Annotated in this window: 1 protein-coding gene and 1 pseudogene; both read right to left on the bottom strand. The window is 58.8% G+C overall.

Annotated features, from left to right (window positions below; all coding sequences use genetic code 11):
* Positions 1-437, bottom strand: a pseudogene (locus EN893_RS31360) (hypothetical protein); the annotation flags it as partial.
* Between the two features lie 136 nt (positions 438-573).
* On the bottom strand, positions 574-1,869 hold the full coding sequence (locus EN893_RS31355; RefSeq protein ID WP_245490933.1) for a hypothetical protein: 1,296 nt from the start codon (positions 1,867-1,869) through the stop codon (positions 574-576).
* Positions 1,870-1,969: the final 100 nt, after the last annotated feature.

Below are 1,969 nucleotides of genomic sequence, written 5' to 3'. Positions count from 1 at the left end.
TAGCCGTATTGAGCGTTGTCCCAATCCGGCAGGATCGAGATTTCCAGACGGTCGTGGTGATCGTGGAAATGCCAGACGAGCGGTTGGCCGATGTAACGCTCCCAAACGTCGAGCGTGAAGCGCACGCATCCGAACGCGTGCGCTGCTTCGAAGCCGGGCGTCGAGGGCTGATAGTGATCGAAGTTGCCTTCCTCGTCGGGAATGGCCGGATCGAGGATAGCTCGCGTCCAGGGCGGCAGGGAGATGAAGGGCGTGCCCAACGGACCGTGGTTGACGCCATAGGGCCGCATCTTGTCGGCCGGCTCGACGACATACATACGATCGTCGGATGGGCCAGGTCCGACACTGCCTCGCGGGGAAGAAACCGTAATGATCTCGGGACTTGACGTAGGGTCTTCGAACGGAGGCTGAACGAACAACCTGAACCGGGTACCCATTCCCCACCTCTCGGTTATATTAGTTACGTAACATAATATCCGCGGGATGGCGAGGGCGTTGGTTTTTCGGGTAAATCTTCCTGAAGGCCGATTCTTGATTATCGGCGACAATTTGACTCAAGAACAATGCGTATCGCTACTGCAGCAGCTGGAGCAACTTCTGGTAGCGAGGATGACTGCGAACAGAGGCGAAATCGGAATCGTTCTTGAACCAGAGTCTCATCTCGGCGCCAGCCTGCGGCAGCCACGCTTCCAAAAGGTCGATCGAACGTTCGAACTCCCCCAGCAACGCATAGGTACAAGCTGCGTTGTATTGGACGTTGATATCGTTAGGGTCGATCGCCAGAGACCGGTCAAGCCACTTGGCCGCCCTATCGCGTTCACCAAGGAAGGCCAGCACGATAGCCCCTAGGCAGGCACAATTGGCGTTCTCGGGATGCAAACGGAGTTCCTCTTCAGCTCTCTCCAATGCGATTCGTGCATAAAGCTCCGCATCGTTCTGTTGGCCGAGAGTCCGAAAGACGTTCACCAGCATGACCGGTGCGCCGTAGTCGGACGGTTTGATTTCCATCGCGCGCATGAAGTACGTGGCGGCGAACTCGAACTGGCCGCCGGTTACGCAAAACTCGGCATAGTAACGATTGGCCTCGTGGCAATTGGCGTCGAGCGTAAGAGCCTGTTCGAACGCCGCCGCGGCCTCGGAACGGCGATCGGCGAGGGACAGGGCAAAGCCCCTGGCTGAATGCGCTTCGGCCAAATTCGCGTCCAGGGCCAGGGCCTTGTCCGCGGTCGCGAGAATGTCGTCCACATGGATCGGTGAGCCGTAGTTCGACTGAAGGCGTACGTCGCAGACCGCCAGACCTGCATAGGCACGGGCATATCCCGGATCGAGCTCAATGGCCCTGATATAGCTTTGTCTGGCCATCAGGTGGTTGGCTCTGGTCGCGATGTGGCTGTAATCGCGCCCTCGAAGGTAATGCGTATAGGCTTCCACATTGTCCGTCGGCGCCTGCTCGATAGCTTTCCTCTCCTCAGGCAGGAGCTTGACCCTGAGCTGCGCCACGACCGCTTTGGCGATTTCGTCCTGCACGGCGAAGATGTCGGTGAGGTCGCGGTCGTAGCGGGCAGCCCAAACGTGTCCGTCCGTGGCGCCCTCGATCAACTCGGCATTGATCCTGACCCGGTTTCCCGCCTTGCGGACGCTGCCCTCGACAATGTAGCCGACGCCAAGCTCCCTGGCGATGCGTTCCATCTTGTCGGTCCTGCCCTTGAACGCGAAGACTGTATTGCGGCTGAGCACGAACAGGCCGGAGACGTTCGAGAGGTCGGTTATGATGTCTTCAGTGATGCCATCGCTGAAATACTGCTGGTCGGGATCAGCGCTAAGATTGGCGAATGGCAGGATCGCCACCGACGGCTTGTCGGACCGCACCAGCGTCTGGACGGTTCTGGCCGCAACATGCGTCTCGACATAAGACACGCCCTGGTCCCAGTTGGCGAAGTAGACATGCACCTGCTGGGCAATGTTCTTG

It is taken from the genome of Mesorhizobium sp. M7A.F.Ca.CA.004.04.2.1 (assembly GCF_004022825.1).
Classification (GTDB): Bacteria; Pseudomonadota; Alphaproteobacteria; order Rhizobiales; family Rhizobiaceae; genus Mesorhizobium.
Note: the sequence above shows the minus strand (reverse complement) of the source record. Positions and strands in the feature narration are given on the sequence as shown.